Raw genomic sequence first — 21,493 nt, 5'->3', positions numbered from 1 at the left:
TAAAGGTAATCTGATGAAAGAAGGACTTAATATGTTATATCGATTAGAAAATGTACGTAAGGAGTTAAAAGAATTAGGTCTTGATGCACTCTTAGTGTCTACTCCTTATAATATTCGTTATTTATCCAATTTTACGGGAACCACAGCGCAAGTCTTAGTCACCCTAGAAGATGCTTATTTTATTACTGACTTTCGTTATGCCGACCAAGCCAAAGCCCAAGCCAAGGGATTCAAAATTAGAATCCAAACCGATGGGGTCTACCAAGAAATCAATGATATTTTAATTGAAGATAAAATCGAACGTTTGGGTATTGAAGCAGATAATATGACTGTTTCAACCTACATGGAACTTTCCGATTTATTTGAAGTTGAAATTATTGAAACCAAAGGTTTGATTGAAAAGATTCGTGAAATCAAAGATGAAACTGAAGTTCAATTAATCAAAGATGCTTGTGCTATTACGGATGCAGCCTTTGACCATATCCTAGGTTTTATCAAAGCAGGTCAAACTACTGAAATCGAAGTTGCTAACGAATTAGAACGTTTCTGCAAATCTAAAGGCTCAACTGGCATGTCTTTTGACACAATTGTAGCCTCAGGCTTACGGTCTGCCATGCCTCATGGGGTCGCTTCTGAAAAAGTAATTGAAGAAGGAGAATTGGTTACCTTAGACTTCGGTTGCTATTATAAGGGCTATACCTCGGATATGACCCGGACTATTGCGGTAGGGCAAGTGGATGATAAATTGAAAGAAATTTATCAAGTAGTCTATGATGCGCATATGAAAGTAACTCAAGAAGCTAAACCTGGTATGACCGGAGCTGAAATTGATGCAATTGCTCGTGATTATATTAGCGAAAAAGGTTATGGCGAATACTTTGGTCATTCCACCGGCCACGGTATTGGTTTAGATATCCACGAAGGCCCGGCTATTTCTCGCTTAAATCATAAACCTGTGGTTGCGGGCCAAATGATTACCAATGAACCTGGTATTTATATCTCAGGACTTGGTGGTGTGCGGATTGAGGACGATTTAATTGTGACGGAAGACGGCATGATTCCAATTCAAACTGCACCACGAGAATTGATTACGATTTAGTTTTAATAGACAGGTCTAGGTAAATAGCCTAGAATATAGCTAAGAAATTTAAAGCAAGACACAAAGGGGATGAAGATGCATGGCTAAACAAAAAGACTTACAATTTGGTGCCGTAAGCCAAGATGAATTAGGAACTATTTCAATTACTACCAGTGTTCTAGAAGCAATTGCTGCTAAGGCAATCAGTGAAGTTCCAGGAGTGGTTAAAACCGAAAGTCAACTCCAAAAGGAATTAGGTGCTTTTCTAGGATTAACCGGTGATAAGATTAAAGCAACGGCCAGTCAACTTGAAGGCCAACCGATTGCACTCGATGTGGCGGTTCATATTCTATATGGTTATTCTGCGCCACAAGTAGCCTTAGCCATTCAAGAAACCGTCAAAGAACAAATTTTGTTCATGACCGATATTGTAATCCAAGAAGTGAATGTCCATATTATGTCAGTAGAAACTGATAGCAACGCGAATAATCTTTTAGATAAAGTCGGTGAGTAAGATGGGGTTATCTGTTGAAAATCGTTCGCAAGCCAGACAAGTAGCGGTTCAAGCCTTATATGATTATACCCACTTTGAAAGTAATAATGACTTAGATCAAGCTTTAGACTTTGCCCTAGAATCAGGTCATTTTCCTGACCAAGGCTATGATGAAGTTGCTAATGATTATTTGTATTTGCTTTTAAATGGTGTGGTAGATCATCTCAGTGAGATTGATGCCCATATCGAAAAATATTTAAAAAATTGGACTTTAGCGCGGATTGCCCGCATTGATTTGAATATTTTACGGGTTGCTTTCTTCGAATTACTCTATATGGATAAAGAAGATGTGCCGGCTAGAGTTACAGTGGATGAAGCGATTGAGTTGAGCAAATTTTTCTCAGATGATAAATCGCGGCAATTCATTAACGGCGTTTTAGCCACAGCTATTAATGATTTGGGGCAAAATCAGGATCAGGATGAGGCTAAGCTTAAATAATTAGCCTATTATTTTGTATAAGAGGTCAGGAGGATACCTGACCTCTTTAATTATTGCAACAAATTTTTAAAATATGAATCCAAACAATAAATATGGTAAAATTTAGGCGAATGGAGGAATGAGGATGACACAAATTTTGACAGGCGAACGCTTAGCGCAGGCTAAGTTTTTGACATGCAAAAATTTTATAAAAGATTTAGACCCTGAATTCAAGAAACCAGGCTTAGCCATCCTCACCAATCGAAAGGAAAAAGGGAATCAAGTTTACCTCAAGCAAATAAAAAAACAGACCCAAGCACTCGGCTTAGCGTTGACTGTAGCGGATGTTGCAGACTATGCCACACTTGCAGACATGGAAGCTCTGATTGAAACTTGGAATTATGATGATAATATTCATGCTATCCAGGTTCAAAGCCATCTTTTGCCAACTTCCGAGCAATATGCACTTCAACAAACTGTTGCTCCCCAAAAGGATATTGAAGGCCAACATGCCATCAATCAAGGCCGGCTTAATTTAAACCAGCCAACATTTTTGCCGGTGACTGCTCAAGCGGTCTTAGATTTATTGACTTTTTATCAAGTCCCAGTTAGGGGTAAACAAGTCACAATTTTAGGTATGAGTTTCATAGTGGGTCTTCCCTTGGCCATAAAATTGAGCCATCTTGATGCGACAGTGTCCTTGTGCCATCGGGAAACATCTAATTTAACCCCTTATTTAAACCAGGCAGACTTAATTATTTCAGCCATGGGCCAAGTGGGGGTGCTCTCAGCGGAGGATATCTCCAAAGCAGCGGTCTTGATTGATGTGGCCACAAATTTGGACTCTGACGGAAAGTTGGTGGGAGATTTTCCTTATGCTGACTTAAAAGACCAGGTTAAAGCAATTACCCCTGTGCCAGGTGGCTTAGGTCCAGTGACCGTTATGACTTTGATGGAGTCGGTCTTACAAGCTTATGGACTGCAAAATAATTTAAATTTAGATAGGATTCGAAAGGAGGCAGATAATGGTAGATAAGCAAAAGTTAGATAGCCAAAAATTCCTCACTGTATCTGCTCTCACCGCCTATTTAAAGCAAAAATTTGTACGTGATCCATATTTACAAGAAGTTTACCTAGTGGGCGAAGTGTCCAATTTCCGCTTAAGACCCAATGGCCATCAGTATTTCCGACTTAAAGATGATCGGGCTACAATTTCGGTGGTCATGTATAAGTCCCAATTTGCTAAAGTTCCCTTTAAGTTAGAAGAAGGGATGAAAGTTTTTGTAAAAGGGTATGTCTCCTTATATGAGAGTTCAGGTTCTTATCAAATGTATTTGGAGGACATTCAGCCCGATGGCGTGGGGGCCCTCTATCAAGCCTTAGAACAACTAAAAGAAGAATTTCGTAAATCCGGTCTGTTTGAACAAAGACAGGGACCGATTAAACGGTTTCCAGAACGAATTGCAGTGATTACCAGTCCGTCTGGTGCTGTCATCCGCGATATCATCACGACAATAAAACGCCGGTATCCTATTGTTGATGTAGTTGTTTTTCCTAGTAGAGTCCAAGGTAAGGAAGCGGCTGGGGAGATTGTGGCCGCCTTTGAGGCCATTCGCCAGCAAGCTCAAGATTTTGATACCATTATCTTAGCTCGGGGTGGTGGCTCGATTGAAGACCTCTGGCCCTTTAATGAAAAGGTAGTAGCCCATGCAATTTTAGCCTCGCCTTTGCCGGTGATTTCTTCTGTTGGCCATGAAACTGATACGACCATTGCCGATTTAGTGGCCGACTTGCGGGCACCAACGCCTACGGCAGCGGCAGAATTAGCCGTCCCAGTCTTGAATGAAGTGCTGATGCGGTTGGATGAACAACAATTACGTCTGGGCCAAGCCATGACAATGGCAATTCAAGGGCGGCAAGACTATTTGAAACGGATTACCGATTCTTATATTTTTAAGCAACCTGACCGTTTATATCAAGCCTATAGCCAAAATTTGGACCTATTAGACCAATCGCTACAAGTGACCATGCAAACAGTGCTGAATAAAGCAGACCAAGCTTTTCAAAAGACGAGCCAAGCCATCCAAATTAAGAATTTGCAACAATCGTTGGTATATCAAGCAACTACTTTAAAAGACCGGAGCCAGGCCCTACAAAGAGCGACCCTTGTTTATCTCCAAAGTCAAAACCAAGCCCTAAAAAATCATACGGATCTGTTAGAAGCCCGCAGCCCCTTGCAAATTATGCAGCAAGGCTATGCCTTGGTCACACAAGCAGATAAGCTTGTGAAATCTTATAAAGATGTTAAGATAGGTGAAACGATTGAAATTCAATTTACGGATGGCTCGATTTATGGTCAAGTTATTGATCAAGAAGCCCAAAGCCAAAACTTACTTGATTCGATGGGAGAGGAGCAGAACTAGATGACTGAAATAAAAAATGAACCCAAAGATTTTGAGGCGGCCTTAGCCGAATTAGAACAAATCGTGAGTCAATTAGAGCAAGGAAATTTACCTTTAGAAGAAGCGATTGAAGCCTATAAACGTGGCACCCAATTAAGTCAATTTTGTAAGAATAAACTAACCAGTGCACAAGAAACCGTGGCTAAATTAATGACAGACCAAGGCTCAGTTCCTTTGGATAAGGAGTAGCCCTATGACAACTAAGACAATTCCAGAACTACGTCAATACTATGAACGTAAATTTGATAAACATTGTTTATCAATTGAAGCCCCTTTGGAGATGGTTAAACCCATGTTATATTCCCTTAAAAATGGGGGCAAACGTCTTCGCCCTTTGATGGTGCTCTTGGTGATTGATATTTTTGAACAAGCCAATCTTAAAGATGGTCTATCCACAGCTTTTGCCTTGGAATATATCCACACCTATTCACTAATTCATGATGATCTACCTGCCATGGATAATGATGATTTAAGGCGGGGACAACCAACCAATCATGTCCAATTTGATGAAGCAACTGCTATTTTGGCAGGGGATGCCCTTTTAACCGATGCTTTTGCTTTAATTGCTCAAGAAGCCAAGTTAAAACCTCGTCAACGCTTAAAATTAATTGAACTCTTAAGTCGTTCGGCAGGGTCAACCGGGATGGTTGCGGGACAATTATTTGATATCCGAGCTGAAAACCAGACGCTAACTATTGAAGCCTTGAAAAATATTCATCGACTTAAAACTGGCCGACTTTTTTCTTACGCCTGTCAAGCGGGGGCTATTATTTCAGATGCCAGTGATAAAGAATTGAAATTAATTGATGAATTTGCCCAAGCCTTTGGCTTGGCTTATCAAATCCATAATGATCTCCAAGATGTTCTTTTAGATAGCCAGTCAACTGGCAAAGAAGAACACGGGGATGAAAGTCTCCATAAAGCGACTTATCCCAGCCTCTTAGGAGTGGATGGCGCCAAAGCTGCTTTAGAAGCTGAAATTGAAACCATGCATCAGGTGATATTTCGTCTAACTAAAGAAACCCGGAAAGATTTCAATCGTCTCATAGCTTTTCTAGAGTATTTAAATATCCAAGTTAAGGAGCAAAAAGCATGAAGAAAGAACGGGTTGATAAGTTAGTTGTGCAAGCCGGCTTAACTGATTCACGGGAACAAGCGCAACGTTTGATTATGGCAGGTCAGATTTATGACGAAAATAACCAACGCTATGATAAAGCTGGTGAAAAAATAGATGTTAGTAAAATTCTCCATGTCAAGGGGAAACCATTTCCCTACGTCTCCCGAGGTGGTCTGAAATTAGAAAAAGCTTTAGAAGAATTTGACATAACCATGCAAGACCAAATCTTACTTGATATTGGCGCTTCAACGGGAGGCTTTACAGATGCAGCACTCCAGAATGGGGCTAAGTTATCCTACGCCCTTGATGTTGGTTACAATCAATTGGCCTATAAGTTACGCCAAGATGACCGGGTCGTAGTGATGGAACGGAAGAATTTTCGATATGCCCTCTTAGAAGATTTTCAGGAAGGTCAACCAACCATCGCATCAATCGATGTTTCCTTTATTTCTTTAGATTTAATTTTACCGCCGCTTAAGGACATCCTGGTTGCAGATGGACCAGTTATTGCCTTAATCAAGCCTCAATTTGAAGCCGGCCCGGAAAGAGTTGGTAAGCATGGGGTAATTAAAGATAAGGAAGTTCATTATGCGGTCCTCTCTGAGGTTTTGGCTATGATTGCGGGTCACGGCTATGTAATTAAAGAAGTGACCTTTTCACCAATTAAAGGTGGCGAAGGTAATATTGAATTCTTGGCCAATTTAGAAAACCGTAAGCAAGAAAATCAGTCAAACCTAGCAATCGATTGTCAGGCAATAGTAGACCAGGCTCATGCCTTAATGTGGGGTAAATAGTAGGTGAGGAGTTTCTGATGTTAATTTCATTGAATATTGAGAATTTTGCTATTATTCAAGCAACTAGTATTGATTTTTCCCGGGGGATGACGGTTCTCTCAGGTGAAACTGGAGCGGGGAAATCGATTATTATTGATGCTTTGGGTTTAGTCTGTGGTGGGAGAGGCTCAGTCGATTTTATCCGTAAGGGTGCGGATAAATTAAGTCTCGAAGCTTTATTTGTTTTTGACCACTTACCACAAGCAATCTGTCAAGTCTTAGATAAATATGGCCTAAGTTATTCAGATGAGGATGCCAGTTTGCTTTTGCAACGGCAAATTAATCTCAAGGGGGCTAATCTGATTCGAGTGAATGGTCATTTGGCTAATGTAAGCATGCTTAAGGAATTAGGAGCAATTTTAGTTGATATCCATGGTCAAAATGAACATCAAGTGTTATTGAATCCCAATACCCATCTTGACTTAGTCGACCAATTTGCTGGCCCTAGTTTATTAAACCAATTACAGACTTACCAAAAAGCTTATGCCAACTACAGACAATTACGCAAAGATTGGATATCAGGGCAAGAAACTGAAAGCAATCAATTGCAACGCTTGGATTTTATTCAATTTCAAGCTCAAGAGTTAGAGAAGTTTGGTCTAGATGCGGCAGAGGAGGACCATTTAAAAGAAGTCAGCCTTAAAATGCGGCACCAAGTTCAGGTACAAGCTGACATAGAAAGATTGAACCAAGTCTTGAGTGAATCAGACCAGTCTGTCTTGAATCAATTGGACCAAGCCATGACCTTTTTGGAAGAGTTAGTAAAAATAGATGATTCATATCAAGTCATGATAGATCAATTGAAGACGAGTCGCTTTGAACTTGAAGATATAGCCCAACAGTTGGCTTTTAAAGATTTATCGGTGATTGATTCAGATTTGAATCTTGATGAGGTTGAAAGTCGGCTCAATGATTATAGTCAGCTTAAACGTAAATATGGGATGACAGTGCCTGAACTGATTGACTATGAAGCTGCTTTAGCTGAAGAAATTTTTCAAATTCAGCACCGGGACCGGTATTTAGCTCAGTTAAAGGACAAATTACAGGCAGCTTATACCGACCTTTATGAAAAAGCCCAGCTCTTAGACCAAAATCGACGTCACGTATCGAAGAAGCTAAAACATGCGATTGAAGCCCAATTAGGCGACCTTTATATGGCGGATGCTAGCTTTGCCGTTCATTTTAGCTCAGTGGGCCAGGACCGGGAATTGAGTGGGTTTGATTTCTTAGCTTTACATGAGGGCGGATTTGCCAATTTAGAGTTTTATGTGGCGACTAATAAGGGGCAAGATTTGAGCCCCTTGGTAAAGGTTGCTTCGGGTGGTGAGTTGTCGCGGTTTATGTTGGCTTTAAAGCGCGTTTTTGCCAGTCAAGCCATGAGTAAAGTAATGGTCTTTGATGAAATCGATTCTGGGGTATCCGGTCGGGTTGCCCATGCCATTGCTGATAAAATTAAAGAAATCAGTCAGAGCCATCAAGTCCTGTGTATCACGCATTTAGCCCAAGTAGCTGCAGCGGCTGACCAACAACTATTTATTCAAAAGGACTTAGATGCTGATCAAACCGCAACTCAAACCAAGATTACGACTTTGGCTGACCCAGACCGGGTCAAAGTGATTGCCAGTATGATGTCGGGTGAAAGCCTAACGGCTGCCTCACTTGATCTTGCCCAGGAATTATTAAAGGATTATCAAAATTAAGTGATCGTAGAAAGGAGTTTTACCATGTCAAATAAGCCATCGCTCTTGGTTATTGTAGGTCCCACTGCGGTCGGCAAAACTCAACTTTCTATCCATCTCGCCCATGCCTTGGAAGGTCAAGTCATTAATGGGGATAGTATGCAGGTCTATCAAGGTCTAGATATTGGGACCGGCAAGATTCAAGCGCAAGAAATGGAAGAAGTTCCCCACCATCTTTTAGATATTAAGAAACCAGATCAAGCCTTTAATGCTTCAGATTTTAAAAGGCTGGCCCAGACCGCTATTCAAGAAATTAGTCAGGAAGGGTCCTTACCCATACTGGTGGGTGGAACCGGCTTATATATTGAGGGCCTGCTCTATGATTTAGAATTCGGTAGACCCCAATCCGTTGACCCTACTGTGAGGGAAAATTTAGCAGACCGACTAGAAGCTGAAGGATCCCAAGTCCTGTGGCAAGAATTGCAGCAAAAGGATCCTCAAGCGGCTGCAAAGATTCCATATCAAAACTCACGCCGACTGATTCGTGCGCTTGAAGTGATAGAGACCAGTGGTCAGCTTTTTTCAAGTCAGACACATTTTGACCAGCGAGAATCCGCCTATAATTATTTAGTCTTAGTCCTGAATCGGGACCGGCAAAAACTCTATGAGCGGATTAACCAACGGGTAGACCAGATGCTAAGCCAAGGATTAGAAGCTGAGGTGAAAACCTTAGTCGACCAAGCTCAAGGCCAATCGTTTCAGTCCTTAGCTGGAATTGGTTATAAAGAATGGTTGCCTTATTTTGCAGGACAAGTCGACTATCAAAGTGTAGTTGAAACTATCAAGCGTAATTCCAGACGTTATGCCAAACGGCAATTAACATGGTTTCGGAATCGTTTAATCCACCCAGTTTGGGTCGATATGGACCGTGACTTGGATCAAATCTTAGCAGAATTAGTGCCGATTATAAAAGAAGCTTTAGGCAAGTAGAAAAGAGATGACCTAGTATGCACCAGACCAATCAAACCCATAAAGCTATGGACCGGGTTTTAATTGTTGCGGTTCAAACCCCTGAAATGGCTGACAAAAATATGTCGGTCCTCTTGAATGAGATGAAAGACTTAGTTAAGGCAGCAGGGGGAGAGGTTCTTGCTAGTGTCCAACAAAATTTACCTCATGTAGATGGCAGGACCTTGGTAGGTAGTGGAAAGTTGGAAGAAATCCAAGCTCAAATAGAAGTAGAAGATATCGATTTAGTTGTGACCTATAATCAGTTATCCCCTCGGGTTAATCAAAATTTATCCCAAAATTTAGGGGTCAATGTTATCGATCGAATCCAATTGATTCTAGATATTTTTGCATTGAGGGCTCGGTCACGTGAGGGCAAACTCCAAGTTGAATTGGCTCAATATAATTATCTCTTGCCACGGATTATTGGCCAAGGACAAGCCATGTCTCGGTTAGGGGCCGGGATAGGAACGCGAGGACCAGGGGAAACCAAACTTGAAACAGACCGCCGGCATATTCGGCAACGGATGTTGACCATTAAACGGGAACTAGCCAAGGTTGAGAGTAAACGTCAACAGACGCGTCAACGCCGTCGTCAAGGGAAAGAATTTAATCTGGGTTTGGTGGGATATACCAATGCCGGAAAATCGACCCTATTAAGTCAATTGACCGAAACGGAAACTTTCATAAAAGATCAGGTTTTTGCGACCCTTGACCCGCTGACTCGCAAGTTAAGTTTGCATGGCAATGATAGGTTTACTATTACCGATACGGTTGGTTTTATTGAGGACCTACCTCAGGAATTAGTACAGTCCTTTAAGTCAACCTTAGAAGAAATTCGAGATGTTGATTTATTACTTCATGTGGTGGATGGGTCAGATCCCGCGAGAGTCTATCATGAGCAAACTGTGGTGGACTTATTGAGAGAATTAGACATGCTTGATATTCCAACCTTGACAGTCTACAATAAGAAAGATCAGATGCCATCAGATTTCCAAGCAACCCTATTTCCCAATGTGATTCTTTCAGCTTTAGATTTAAGTGATATTAAAGCTTTAAAGGAAGAAATTTGGCGTCAATCGATGAAGTTAGCCCAAGCCTTTGAAACCTATATCGATGCCGATCAAGCTCAACAAATCTATGCGCTTAAACAAGAAGCATTTGTTGAATCCGTTGACTTCGATTCTGATCGTAACCAATATAAAGTAAAAGGGTATCAGATGCCCTAAAAGGAGTTAATAAGATGATTACTATGAAAGATTTTGTCCCAGAAGATGATCCAATCTTACACCGGGAGGCCGCTGAAGTAAGTTTTCCACTGAGTGCTGAAGACCGCCAGTTGGCTTTGGATATGCGACAATTTCTCATTAACAGTCAAAATGATGAAGTGGCCGAGAAATATGACCTGAGAGCAGGGGTCGGTCTAGCTGCTCCACAATTAGGCTATGATAAGAAGATTTTTTGTGTCTATCTCGAAGCCTATGATGAAGAAAATGACAGCACTGAAGTTATGATGGATGAAATTGTGATTAATCCGCGTATTATCAAACATTCTGTCAAAAAAGCTGCCCTAAAGGATGGGGAGGGCTGTCTATCAGTTAACCGTGAAGTGCCGGGCTTAGTGCCACGTCCTAAACGGGTCACCTTACGCTACTACAATCTTGATGGTGACGAATTAGAAATTAAGTTAACCGATTATGAGGCTATGGTTTTCCAACATGAATTTGATCATTTAAAGGGAATTATGTTTTATGAACATATCTCTGATCAAGATCCATGGGCTAATGATGGGTCAATTGCGATTCTCTAGCTGAAATGGCCTTGACAATTCGCGTAAAATAGTTTTATAATAACGTAGTTGCTATATGTTGCGCCAGTAGCTCAGCTGGATAGAGCATTCGCCTTCTAAGCGAACGGTCGGGGGTTCGAATCCCTCCTGGCGTATTATTTTTAATTGTTATAGCAATATTTTTATGAAAATATTCGTAAAGGTCATTCGAACTTTTTAGGGATAATTAATTTAGTTATCCAATAAAAAGTTTTTTTTATCTAAAAATTCAAAAACTTTACATGGGAAATTCTCGCAATGAGTTTTCATTTATTTTATAATGAACCATACTATTTTTTGAAATGGGGTTAAGCAATGAGTGCATATATTGAAAATATTTATCAACAACTTAATGAAAAACTAGGCCATGAAAGTGAATTTCTTCAAGCAGTCGGTGAATTTCTAGATGCGGTGGAGCCTGTGATGGCTGCCCATCCTGAATATGAAGATTTAGCAGTATTAGAACGGATTACTGCACCTGAACGTGTGATTATTTTCCGGGTTCCCTGGATGGATGACCAAGGGAAGATTCATGTTAATACGGGTTATCGGGTTCAATTTTCATCCTTAAATGGGCCTTATAAAGGAGGCCTTCGTTTCCATCCTACTGTTAACTTATCCATTTTGAAATTTTTAGGTTTTGAACAAATCTTTAAAAATATATTGACGGGCTTACCTATTGGTGGCGGTAAAGGTGGAGCGGACTTCGATCCTAAGGGTAAGTCTGATAATGAAATTATGCGGTTCTGTCAAAGTTTCATGACTGAATTAAGTAAGCATATTGCTCCCGACCTAGATGTGCCAGCGGGCGATATTGGAGTGGGTGGCCGTGAAATTGGTTTCTTATATGGCCAATATAAACGCTTACGCCAAGCTGACCGTGGCATTTTAACCGGTAAACCCCTAATCTCTGGTGGATCTCTCATTCGCCCTGAAGCAACCGGTTTTGGTTTAGTATATTTCTTAACCCATATGTTAGCCGAAGCAGGGCAAGACCTTAAAGGAAAGAAAGTAATTATCTCTGGTTCAGGTAATGTGGCTTATTTTGCTGCCCGTAAAGTTGAAGAATTAGGCGGCATTGTCGTTTCAATGTCTGATTCCCAAGGGGCTATCTACGAAGATAAGGGGATTGACCTCGATGTAATCAAAGCGATTAAAGTAGATAGTTATGGTCGGATAAAGGAATATCTTGAAACTTATCCAGAGGCTAATTATCAAGAAGGGTCTGTTTGGAATCTTGATATGGTAGCAGACATTGCCTTACCATGTGCTACGCAAAATGAAGTCGATGAAATCGCAGTGGCACGTTTAGCTAAGGGTGGTGTGGAGTTTATCGCTGAAGGAGCCAACATGCCTTTAACCTCTGCCGCAGCCAAGGCAGCTAAAAATCATGGCATTGTTTATGCACCAGGGAAAGCGGCCAATGCTGGTGGGGTGGCTGTTTCAGCTTTAGAAATGTCCCAAAACTCAATGCGATTATCTTGGTCCCGGGAGGAAGTAGACCAACAATTACAAGATATTATGGCTGATATCTTTAAGGCTTGTTTAGCGGCCAGTCAAGCCTATGATTTTGATCATGATTATGCTAAAGGTGCTGACATCGCTGCTTTTGAAAAGGTCGTTGAATTGATGCAAATCCAAGGTTTAGTCTAATATAGCTTTTTCTTTAGTAGTCTAAACTGAATTAATAAAGTAAAATGCCTGTTAATTAAAATTAGCTCTCCATTCTAGTTCATTGAGAGCTAATTTTAAATTGACAGGTTTTTTATTTTGCTTAAAGCAATTTAATGGACTTTTGCTATATTTTATATTAAAGTATGGACAGAATAAATTTATATGAGTGACTGTTCATATATGAGAGTCACTAGAAAGATAAAGAGGAGAAAACAAATGAAATTAAAAAAATGGATCACTGCTTTTTTAACAACAGCAGTTATAGCTAGTCCAGCGACTGCATTTGCCCAAGGGGATCAATCAATTAATATTGCAACCAATGGTGAATTATCTGTCATGGATAGCTCACTTTACAATGATGTGCCAACCTCAGATATGTTGGGGCAAATTTTTGAAGGCCTATACCGGGTCGGTAAAGGCTCAGAAGTAGAACTAGGCCAAGCCAAGGATGTAGAAGTTTCTGAAGATGGCTTAACTTATACTTTTACTTTGAGAGATGATATTGTGTGGACTGATGGCCAACCAGTCACTGCCAATGACTTTGTTTATTCATACCAACGATTAGTAGACCCTGAAGCAGGTTCTGTAGCTGCATCTTCAGTTGAAGTCTTTAAAAATGCCAAAGCAATTCGCGAAGGTGATAAGCAAATTGATGAATTAGGGGTTAAAGCCTTAGATGATAAAACCTTAGAAATTACCCTAGAATACCCAGCTCCATATTTACCAAAATTATTATCTGGTTCTCGTTTCTTACCAGTTTCGCAAAAACACCTTGAAGAAGTAGGAACTGATAATGGGACTACAGCTGAAAATATTGTTTCTAACGGACCTTTCAAAATGGAGGGTTGGAATGGAACTAACTTAGAATGGACCTTAACTAAAAATGATCAATACTGGGATGCAGATAATGTTCAATTAAACTCTGCCAATGTATCGGTCGTTAAAGAAACCTCAACTGGAGCCGATCTTTTTGATGCGGGCGAATTAGATTATTTTGTCTTGACGAGTGATTTTGTTCAACAGTATGAAGGCGCTGATTTTGTCCATACCGTGCCTAAAGCTACAATCGGATATATCCACTTTAACGCTCAACGCGAAAATACAGGTAATGCCCATATCCGTCGTGCCATTGCTAAATCAATTGACCGCGAATTATATACCCAATCTGTCACACAAGACGGGTCTGTTCCACTTTATGGGCAAGTGCCACGCGATTTTGATGTCAATGAAGCCGGTGAAGATTACCGGGATGCTAAGGGTGATCTATTAACCTATGATGTCAAGGCTGCCCAAGAAGATTGGAAGAAAGGGCTTGAAGAGTTAGGTAAAGATAAACTCGAACTAGAATTATTAACCTCAGATGTTGACTTATCTAAACGAACGGCTGAATTCTTACAAGCTCAATTACAAGAAAATCTGCCTGGTTTAACTTTAAGTATTCGTTCTGTTCCATTGAAAAACCGACTTGAAATGAACTCAAAAGGTGAGTTTGATATGTTCTATGGTACTTGGGCTCCGGATTATCAAGAGGCCATTAACTTCTTGGAACAATATGCCACTGGTGGAGGAATTAACTTTGGTAAGTACTCAAACCCTGACTATGATAAGTTAATTGAGCAAGCTCGGACTGACTTAGCGACAAAACCAGAGGAACGCCGTCAAGCTTTAATGGATGCCGAACAAATTGCTGTTGAAGAAGAAACAGCTGTAGCCCCAATCTATCAAGCTTCAACCGTTTATCTCTTAAATCCAAAAGTTCAAAACTTTGAAGTTTATTCATTTGGTCGGACGATCAATTTAAGACTAGTATCTATTTCTGAATAAAGGTATTTTTAAGTTGAAATGGGGGCTGGGCAAAAAAGCCCAGCCCCGTTTATTTACTTAAATACTAGATGTTTTAGCGCAGTGGTTTGCTGTGGTTCTTTATTGAATGAAGTTGAACTCATATTTTCATTCAACTATTGGAGCACTTACGGGGACGCTTTGAGTGAAACAACTTAGCGCCCCAGTAGTTGAGCGAAGAGATGAGCTTAACTTCTATGTCGCAAAGCGACTTGTTCCATCCTAATCAACCTTGCGGAGGCGGGCAAACGAAGTGAAAATCGTAGATTTTCTACTTCTTGCCCGCTCCCTTCTGTTTCGCTTCCCTTTTTCCACTTTAGAAAAAGCTTATTTTGAAGCGGAAAGTTTGACTTTTTATAGGCCTAAGTTTATATTCAGTTATACTGTGACCCAGCTAATAAGCACTTTCTGGTTGGTAATTGGGTCATTTTGACCATTTAGATTTTCAGCCAAAGGAGGCTATGATGAAATCCTATATTAAATTTATTGGTAAACGACTGCTTTTCATGTTGTTAACTTTATGGATTATTATTACCGTGACATTTTTCTTAATGCAATTTTTACCAGGAACTCCCTTTGCCAATGTAGAAAATATGACTCAAAGTCAAGTTGAGACCCTCTACCGCTTGTATGGCCTTGATCAACCCATGCATATCCAATACCTTAATTATTTAAAAAATGTGTTGACGGGTAATTTTGGGGTTTCCTTCCAATTTAATAATACCCCAGTGACTAAAATACTATTAGACCGAGCTGGTCCTTCCTTTATCTTAGCCTTACAGGCCTTGGTTCTTGGATCTGTTGTTGGTCTTATCCTAGGTGTAATTGCGGCGGTATACCATAACACTTGGATCGATACCTTTACCTCAATTTTTGCGATTTCTGGTCGGTCTGTCCCTAACTTTGTCTTTGCGGTTGTGCTACAATTTGTCTTTGCAGTAACCTTATCTTGGTTTCCGATTGCCTTTTGGCGTGATGGGTTTATATCAACCGTTTTACCGACCCTTGCTTTAGCCATCCAACCGATGGCTGAGTCGGCTCGTTTTGTGCGGACGGAAATGATTGAAGTTCTAAACTCTGACTATATAGAATTGGCCGAAGCCAAGGGCTTTTCTAAGTTCTATATTGTGACAAAGCATGCCTTAAGAAATGCAGTCATTCCGCTTTTAACCATTCTTGGTCCCATGACAGCTTCAATGATGACGGGATCTCTAGTGGTGGAAAATATCTATTCTATCCCAGGTATAGGCGAACAATTTACCAAGTCCATTTTGGTGAATGATTATCCGACGATTATGGGAATTACTATTTTATATTCAAGTATTTTAATTATGATTATCCTTTTGGTGGATATTATTTATGGTATACTCGACCCACGTTTGCGACTTGTAGAAGGAGATGATTAAGATGGCCCTAACAAAATTATATCCTTCTGACTATAATCAAAAACTCTTGCAAGCTCAGTCCGATTTAAGTCCTGATTTATTCGAACGCCATATCAAAATTGACTCTGAGCTTAATGAGCAGATTCAAGCATCTTCCTTGAACTATTTTCAAGACTCTTGGCGACGTTTAAAGAAGAACAAGGGTGCCATGATTGCCTTGTTTTTTGCTATTTTTATTGTAGGGGTTGCTTTCCTAGCTCCATGGATTTCACCTTTTGATCCCAATGCCCAACATCCGGAATGGGCCAAACTCGCTCCCAAAATCCCTTGGTTAGCTCAATTTGGTATTTTTGACGGGATGGGGGTGAACCGGGCAGGTATTGCCTATGATGTGTATGCGCAAAAAGGTGTCCCCGCAGATGTTTATTTTACTTTGGGTACAGATGCTTTAGGTCGTGACCTCTTATCTCGGATTCTTCATGGTACTCGGATTTCCTTAATCGTTGCTTTTGTGGCTGCCTTAATTAATTTAGTCCTCGGGATTATTTATGGCTTAATTTCTGGCTGGCTAGGCGGTAAAGTTGATACGGTGATGCAACGGATTCTGGAAATTTTAACCGGGATTCCTAATTTAGTCATTGTAGTTTTAATGCTACTTTTACTAAGACCGGGTCTTTTATCTATTATTATCACGATTGCTTTGACATCTTGGATTACCATGTCTCGTGTTGTACGGGCTCAGACCCTCCGACTTAAAAATCAAGAATACGTGATTGCTGCCCGAGTATTAGGACAAAGTCCTTTGAAGATTATGTTTCAACATATCTTACCGAATATGCTGGGAATCATTATTGTCCAAGTTATGTTTGCCATTCCATCGGCCATCTTTTTTGAAGCCTTCTTAAGTTTTATTGGTATTGGGATTCCCGCTCCTCAGGCTTCACTAGGAACCTTAATTAATGATGGCTATCAAACCTTCCGTTTCTTACCTCATTTAATGTGGTATCCAGCCTTAATGATTTCTGTCCTGATGTTGTCCTTTAATATTTTAGCGGATGGTTTACGGGATGCCTTTGATCCAAGAGAGGAGGAATAGGCAGCTATGACAAATGATAAATTATTACAAGTAGAAAATTTAGCCCTTTCCTTCAAAACTTATGATGGCCTAGTTCAAGCCATACGTGGCGTGTCTTTTGAAGTAGCTCCCGGTGAAACCCTGGCTATTGTGGGTGAATCTGGTTCGGGGAAAACAGTCACAACCCGTGCTCTAATGGGACTATTGGCTGATAATGCCCAAATCGAATCAGGAAAAATTATTTATAAGGGAGAAGACTTAGTTGGTAAATCTGATAAAACCATGCAAACCATTCGGGGAAATGAGATTGCTATGATTTTCCAAGATCCCATGACGGCTTTAAATCCAACCTTGAATATTGGCCAGCAGATTACGGAAGTTTTAATCAAAAAGCGGGGCATGTCTGCTAAAGAAGCTCAAGCAGAAGCCATTCATTTATTGGCGGCCTGTGGCATTGTTGAGCCAGAAAAACGACTGAAGCAATATGCTCATCAGTTTTCAGGTGGCCAACGACAACGGATTGTCATTGCGATTGCCTTAGCAGGGCAACCAGACCTCTTGATTGCCGATGAACCAACGACGGCACTCGATGTGACTATCCAAGCTCAAATTATTGATTTATTAAAAGACTTGCAGGCTAAATTTGGCATGGCTATTATTTTTATTACCCATGACTTGGGTGTAGTTGCCAAGGTAGCTGACCGGGTTGCCGTTATGTATGCTGGTAAATTTGTCGAAATGGGATCAGTAGATGATATTTTTTATAATCCTCAACACCCCTATACTTGGGGGTTGTTAACCGCGATGCCCACAGCTAATTCTCAGGGTCAGCTTTATGCCATTCCAGGCACCCCGCCTAGCTTATTGAATCCACCACAAGGTGATGCTTTTGCGCCTAGAAATGAATATGCTTTAGCCATTGACTTTCAAAAGCAGCCCCCATTATTCCAAGTGTCACAAGACCATTTTGCTGCTACCTGGTTACTTCACCCGGATGCACCTGATGTGGAACCACCAGTCAATATTAAAGAAAGATGGTCTTATTTTAAAGAGAAGAAAGTAGGGGGATTCGATGCCAACAAATAAAGTTTTAGTTGAAGTGAGCCATTTAAAACAATATTTTAATCAAGGCCGTCCCACCCAAGTCAAAGCTGTCGATGATGTCTCTTTTGAAATCTATCAGGGGGAAACTTTCGGATTAGTGGGTGAATCTGGCTCAGGCAAATCCACGGTAGGACGGGCCTTAGTTAATTTATATCAACCGACTGCTGGTAAAATAATTTTTGATGGCCAAGACCTTGCCAATTTAAAAGGACGTAAGGCAGCTCTTGCCTTTAATAAGCGAGTCCAAATGATTTTTCAAGATCCCTATGCTTCCTTAAATCCCCGTAAAAAGGTTAAAGATATCATTGCAGAAGGGATTGATATTCATCACCTAGCAGCCAATGATAAGGACCGGACGGACCAAGTCTTTGAACTTTTAGAAGAAGTCGGTTTAAATAGAAATCATGCCAGTCGATACCCTCATGAATTCTCGGGCGGCCAACGGCAACGGATCGGTATTGCCCGAGCTTTAGCGGTTAGACCTGATTTTATCGTGGCTGACGAACCTATTTCAGCCTTGGATGTCTCAATCCAAGCCCAGGTTATCAATCTCTTGGAGAAATTAAAAAAAGAAAAGAATTTAACCTTCTTATTTATTGCTCATGATTTATCCATGGTTAAATATTTTTCTGATCGGATTGGAATGATGTATCATGGCCGTTTACTAGAAGTTTCTGAGGCAGACCAATTATATGATCATCCCCAACATGCCTATACCAAGTCTCTCTTATCAGCGATTCCTCTACCTGATCCTGACTATGAGCGGAACCACCAACGGATTCGCTTTGATCCTAATAGCTTATCAGCTCAAGCTGAATTAAAGCAAGTGCAACCAGGCCATTGGGTTGAGCGTTAATGTTAACTTTATACAAATTTTTACCACTTATGACCTTTCGGTTCTTAAGTGGTTTTTTGACGTCAAAATTATAATTTGATTAAGAACAAAATTTTAAAAAGAAATTTTAATGGGAATAAACACTTTAAACATTAAATCACAAAGTCTTTAATCATTAGTTTAATAAGCACAGATTAATAAACTGAAAATCAAGCTAAATGTGACTGGAATGGACTTTTTATTTTGATTTATAAAATAATAGTACAGTTTTAAAATACTGTACTATTTCACAATATTTAAAATTATTGATAACAATCAATCAGTGGCTTTCGATAAGTAGATACAAAAAGCTGATAAATCGGTGGTTTTATTAAAGAAAAACACTCAAAAACCACACTGGTTCTAAGAGGGAATTCTTGCAAACAAGCTAGATAAGTGATAAATTTGTAGCATAGATTAATACAGTTTTTTTACTGTGTATTATTATTTTCAGAGAGGAAGAAACAATTCATGGCTAAGCAAGCGAATAAAGTTACTTTTGAAGCATTGTTAGACCCTCAAAATTTTGATTTTGAGACAGTTCAAATTTTGAATGAAAAAGGAGAAGTCGTTAACCCTGATTTAATGCCAGAACTAACCGATGAAGAGTTAGTTAAATTTATGGAGGATATGGTTTTCTACCGTGAATGGAATGATCGGATGAAGGCTTTTAGTCGCCAAGGTCGTCTAGGTTTCGTTGCTCCAACCTCAGGTCAAGAAGCATCTCAACTTGGAACTATTGCAGCAACAACTTCTGATGATGTTATTTTCCCAGGTTACCGTGACTTACCACAATTAATGCAACATGGTTTGCCAAGATATAAAGCTTTCCTATGGTCTAAAGGTCACGTTGAAGGTTCTCAATATCCTGAAGACTTCCATGCTTATCCACCACAAATTATTATCGGTGCCCAATATGTTCAAGCAGCGGGTGCTGCCCTCGGTATTAAGAAAAATGGTCGTAAAGCAATCGCTATGACTTGGACAGGTGACGGAGGTTCTTCTCAAGGTGATGTATATGAAGGTATGAACTACGCTGGTGCCTTTAAAGCGCCTGCTGTCTTCGTTATCCAAAATAATGGTTGGGCTATCTCAACGCCTCGTGCATATCAAACTGCTGCTCCAACCTTAGCTCAAAAAGGTGTGGCTGCTGGTATTCCTGGTATCCAAGTGGATGGTATGGATATCTTAGCTGTATATGCAGTTGCTAAAGCAGCCCGTGAATATGCGGTTGAAGGTAATGGTCCAGTTTTAATTGAAACCTTATGTTACCGTTATGGTGCCCACTCCTTGTCTGGTGATGATCCTAAACGTTACCAACCAGAAGGTGCTCAAGAACATTGGCGTGGTCTTGATCCGTTAAACCGTTACCGGATCTTCTTAACTGAAAAAGGCCTTTGGTCTGAAGAAAAAGAAGCTGAAGTAGTGGCTAATGCCAAAGAAACTGCTAAAGCAGCAATTAAAGAAGCTGAATCTGTAGCTCCTCAAAAAGTATCTGATTTCTTGAAGAATATGTTTGAAACGCCAGATTCAATCATTGCTGAACAAATTGAACAATACGAAGCAAAGGAGAATAAATAATGGCACAAATGACAATGATTCAAGCGATTACTAATGCTTTAGATATCGCTTTAGCAAGTGACGAACGCACTTTAATCTTTGGTGAAGATGTGGGTAAAAATGGTGGGGTTTTCCGTGCCACTGAAGGCTTGCAAGATAAATTCGGCGAAGACCGTGTTTTTAATACTCCGTTAGCTGAATCAGGTATTGGTGGTTTATCAATTGGTCTCGCTCTTGAAAATTTCCGTCCTGTGATGGAAATTCAATTCTTCGGCTTCGTTTTTGAAGTCCTTGACTCTGTAGTGGGACAAGCAGCTCGGACCCGTTACCGGATGGGTAATACCCGTAACTTACCAATTACCATTCGTTCACCATTTGGTGGTGGGGTAGCTACACCAGAAATGCATGCGGACTCCCTAGAAGGTCTGATTGCTCAATCTCCTGGTATAAAAGTCGTAATCCCATCAAACCCATATGATGCAAAAGGTTTATTACTTTCTGCAATTCGTGATAATGACCCTGTGGTTTATTTAGAACATATGAAATTATATCGGTCATTCCGTGAAGAAGTGCCAGAAGATGACTATACGATTCCTTTAGGAAAAGCAAAAGTTGTTAAAGAAGGTACTGATGTTTCAATTATTGCTTATGGTGCCATGGTGCGTGAAGCAATCACAGCAGCAGAAGAATTAGAAAAAGATGGTATTTCTGCTGAAATCATCGACCTAAGAACCGTTTACCCATTAGATATTGAAGCCTTAGTTGCAACAACCGAAAAAACTGGTCGGGTAGTTGTAGTACAAGAAGCTCAACGTCAAGCCGGTGTCGGAGAAAAAGTTATCTCTGAAATTTCTCAAAGAGCTGTTTTATCACTGAAAGCACCGATTGGTTTTGTATCTGCACCAAATACAGTCTTCCCATTTGGTATGGCCGAAAAAGATTGGTTGCCAAATGCTAACGATATTGTTGCAAAAGTAAAAGAGACAACAGATTTCTAATAGGA

20 protein-coding genes and 1 tRNA gene are annotated in these 21,493 nt (G+C 40.3%); all 21 read left to right on the top strand.

Annotated features, from left to right (window positions below; translation table 11 throughout):
* The first annotated feature begins 31 nt into the window (after nt 1–31).
* Nucleotides 32–1,099 (top strand): M24 family metallopeptidase, encoded by a 1,068-nt coding sequence (locus tag HMPREF9257_RS03365; protein WP_006418015.1) that lies wholly within the window; start codon nt 32–34, stop codon nt 1,097–1,099.
* Nucleotides 1,100–1,178: 79 nt separating this feature from the next.
* Nucleotides 1,179–1,592 (top strand): Asp23/Gls24 family envelope stress response protein, encoded by a 414-nt coding sequence (locus HMPREF9257_RS03360; protein ID WP_006418019.1) that lies wholly within the window; start codon nt 1,179–1,181, stop codon nt 1,590–1,592.
* Nucleotide 1,593: 1 nt separating this feature from the next.
* The gene (nusB, locus tag HMPREF9257_RS03355; RefSeq protein WP_006418063.1) at nt 1,594–2,070 is read left to right on the top strand and encodes a transcription antitermination factor NusB; all 477 of its coding nucleotides are present in this window, start codon (nt 1,594–1,596) and stop codon (nt 2,068–2,070) included.
* Nucleotides 2,071–2,194: 124 nt separating this feature from the next.
* Complete coding sequence (locus HMPREF9257_RS08720) at nt 2,195–3,085, top strand: bifunctional 5,10-methylenetetrahydrofolate dehydrogenase/5,10-methenyltetrahydrofolate cyclohydrolase (protein WP_006418058.1); 891 nt, start codon at nt 2,195–2,197, stop codon at nt 3,083–3,085.
* A complete protein-coding gene (gene xseA / locus HMPREF9257_RS03345) occupies nt 3,075–4,472 on the top strand; it encodes an exodeoxyribonuclease VII large subunit (RefSeq protein ID WP_006418005.1) in 1,398 nt (465 codons plus the stop codon). The genes HMPREF9257_RS08720 and xseA overlap by 11 nt, the downstream gene beginning before the upstream one ends.
* A complete protein-coding gene (gene xseB, locus HMPREF9257_RS03340) occupies nt 4,473–4,700 on the top strand; it encodes an exodeoxyribonuclease VII small subunit (RefSeq protein WP_006418062.1) in 228 nt (75 codons plus the stop codon). It abuts the gene before it with no gap.
* Between the two features lie 4 nt (nt 4,701–4,704).
* Nucleotides 4,705–5,607: a polyprenyl synthetase family protein gene (locus tag HMPREF9257_RS03335; protein WP_006418007.1), complete on the top strand. Its 903-nt coding sequence runs from the start codon at nt 4,705–4,707 to the stop codon at nt 5,605–5,607.
* A complete protein-coding gene (locus tag HMPREF9257_RS03330) occupies nt 5,604–6,422 on the top strand; it encodes a TlyA family RNA methyltransferase (protein ID WP_006418040.1) in 819 nt (272 codons plus the stop codon). The genes HMPREF9257_RS03335 and HMPREF9257_RS03330 overlap by 4 nt, the downstream gene beginning before the upstream one ends.
* A gap of 17 nt (nt 6,423–6,439) precedes the next feature.
* Nucleotides 6,440–8,161, top strand: a complete 1,722-nt coding sequence (gene recN / locus HMPREF9257_RS03325) for a DNA repair protein RecN (RefSeq protein ID WP_006418011.1) — start codon at nt 6,440–6,442, stop codon at nt 8,159–8,161.
* Nucleotides 8,162–8,185: 24 nt separating this feature from the next.
* Nucleotides 8,186–9,130 carry a tRNA (adenosine(37)-N6)-dimethylallyltransferase MiaA gene (miaA, locus tag HMPREF9257_RS03320; protein WP_006418018.1) on the top strand — a complete coding sequence of 315 codons (945 nt, stop codon included), beginning with the start codon at nt 8,186–8,188 and terminating at the stop codon, nt 9,128–9,130.
* Between the two features lie 17 nt (nt 9,131–9,147).
* Nucleotides 9,148–10,377 (top strand): GTPase HflX, encoded by a 1,230-nt coding sequence (gene hflX, locus HMPREF9257_RS03315; protein WP_006418021.1) that lies wholly within the window; start codon nt 9,148–9,150, stop codon nt 10,375–10,377.
* A 14-nt stretch (nt 10,378–10,391) separates the two neighbouring features.
* The gene (def, locus tag HMPREF9257_RS03310; RefSeq protein ID WP_006418065.1) at nt 10,392–10,958 is read left to right on the top strand and encodes a peptide deformylase; all 567 of its coding nucleotides are present in this window, start codon (nt 10,392–10,394) and stop codon (nt 10,956–10,958) included.
* Between the two features lie 60 nt (nt 10,959–11,018).
* Nucleotides 11,019–11,092: transfer RNA gene (locus tag HMPREF9257_RS03305), tRNA-Arg, on the top strand.
* Nucleotides 11,093–11,291: 199 nt separating this feature from the next.
* A complete protein-coding gene (gene gdhA, locus HMPREF9257_RS03300) occupies nt 11,292–12,629 on the top strand; it encodes an NADP-specific glutamate dehydrogenase (RefSeq protein ID WP_006418002.1) in 1,338 nt (445 codons plus the stop codon).
* A 237-nt stretch (nt 12,630–12,866) separates the two neighbouring features.
* Nucleotides 12,867–14,474: a peptide ABC transporter substrate-binding protein gene (locus HMPREF9257_RS03295; protein WP_006418006.1), complete on the top strand. Its 1,608-nt coding sequence runs from the start codon at nt 12,867–12,869 to the stop codon at nt 14,472–14,474.
* Between the two features lie 482 nt (nt 14,475–14,956).
* Nucleotides 14,957–15,898 (top strand): ABC transporter permease, encoded by a 942-nt coding sequence (locus HMPREF9257_RS03290; RefSeq protein WP_006418067.1) that lies wholly within the window; start codon nt 14,957–14,959, stop codon nt 15,896–15,898.
* Between the two features lies 1 nt (nt 15,899).
* Nucleotides 15,900–16,973 carry an ABC transporter permease gene (locus tag HMPREF9257_RS03285; RefSeq protein ID WP_006418024.1) on the top strand — a complete coding sequence of 358 codons (1,074 nt, stop codon included), beginning with the start codon at nt 15,900–15,902 and terminating at the stop codon, nt 16,971–16,973.
* Between the two features lie 6 nt (nt 16,974–16,979).
* On the top strand, nt 16,980–18,038 hold the full coding sequence (locus HMPREF9257_RS03280; protein ID WP_006418023.1) for an ABC transporter ATP-binding protein: 1,059 nt from the start codon (nt 16,980–16,982) through the stop codon (nt 18,036–18,038).
* Nucleotides 18,025–18,912 (top strand): ABC transporter ATP-binding protein, encoded by an 888-nt coding sequence (locus tag HMPREF9257_RS03275; protein ID WP_006418037.1) that lies wholly within the window; start codon nt 18,025–18,027, stop codon nt 18,910–18,912. Before HMPREF9257_RS03280 ends, HMPREF9257_RS03275 begins: the two co-directional genes overlap by 14 nt.
* 489 nt (nt 18,913–19,401) lie before the next feature.
* Nucleotides 19,402–20,511 (top strand): pyruvate dehydrogenase (acetyl-transferring) E1 component subunit alpha, encoded by a 1,110-nt coding sequence (gene pdhA / locus HMPREF9257_RS03270; RefSeq protein WP_006418039.1) that lies wholly within the window; start codon nt 19,402–19,404, stop codon nt 20,509–20,511.
* Nucleotides 20,511–21,488 carry an alpha-ketoacid dehydrogenase subunit beta gene (locus tag HMPREF9257_RS03265; protein WP_006418051.1) on the top strand — a complete coding sequence of 326 codons (978 nt, stop codon included), beginning with the start codon at nt 20,511–20,513 and terminating at the stop codon, nt 21,486–21,488. The genes pdhA and HMPREF9257_RS03265 overlap by 1 nt, the downstream gene beginning before the upstream one ends.
* Nucleotides 21,489–21,493: the final 5 nt, after the last annotated feature.

The organism is Eremococcus coleocola ACS-139-V-Col8, from assembly GCF_000183205.1.
In the GTDB taxonomy this organism is placed as follows: Bacteria; Bacillota; Bacilli; order Lactobacillales; family Aerococcaceae; genus Eremococcus; species Eremococcus coleocola.
This window is presented reverse-complemented; position numbering and strand designations above follow the sequence as displayed.